This is a genomic window from Chryseobacterium sp. SIMBA_028, from assembly GCF_046535285.1.
Classification (GTDB): Bacteria; Bacteroidota; Bacteroidia; order Flavobacteriales; family Weeksellaceae; genus Chryseobacterium.
In genome coordinates, this window is the sequence record NZ_JAWRWZ010000369.1 from 1 (window position 1) to 265 (window position 265).

Annotated in this window: 1 protein-coding gene; it reads right to left on the reverse strand. The window is 37.4% G+C overall.

Annotation, left to right across the window (positions count from 1 at the left end; all coding sequences use genetic code 11):
* A partial coding sequence (locus SCA31_RS23800; protein WP_410699472.1) for a GT-D fold domain-containing glycosyltransferase occupies positions 1-265 on the reverse strand: 265 nt, incomplete at both ends.

Below are 265 nucleotides of genomic sequence, written 5' to 3' on the forward strand. Positions count from 1 at the left end.
GATGTAATTCAGCCACCAAAATTTTACCCGCCAATTGAGATTATTTTTCAAAGAGAACGTTTCGGGAATGGCAATAAGGTGATTGGGTACATTGGAGGCCAAAACTTCTCGAAGCTTCTCCGTTAGTTCTTCACTTCCATTTTGAAAGCCAATACCTGAAGTATTAAGTACTAAACGAAACTCTCCGTCTCCAAACCTGCTGATATTTTTTTTATGAGTTATAATTTCATCCAGCGTTTCATCCAACGTTTCCACTTTATAGAAT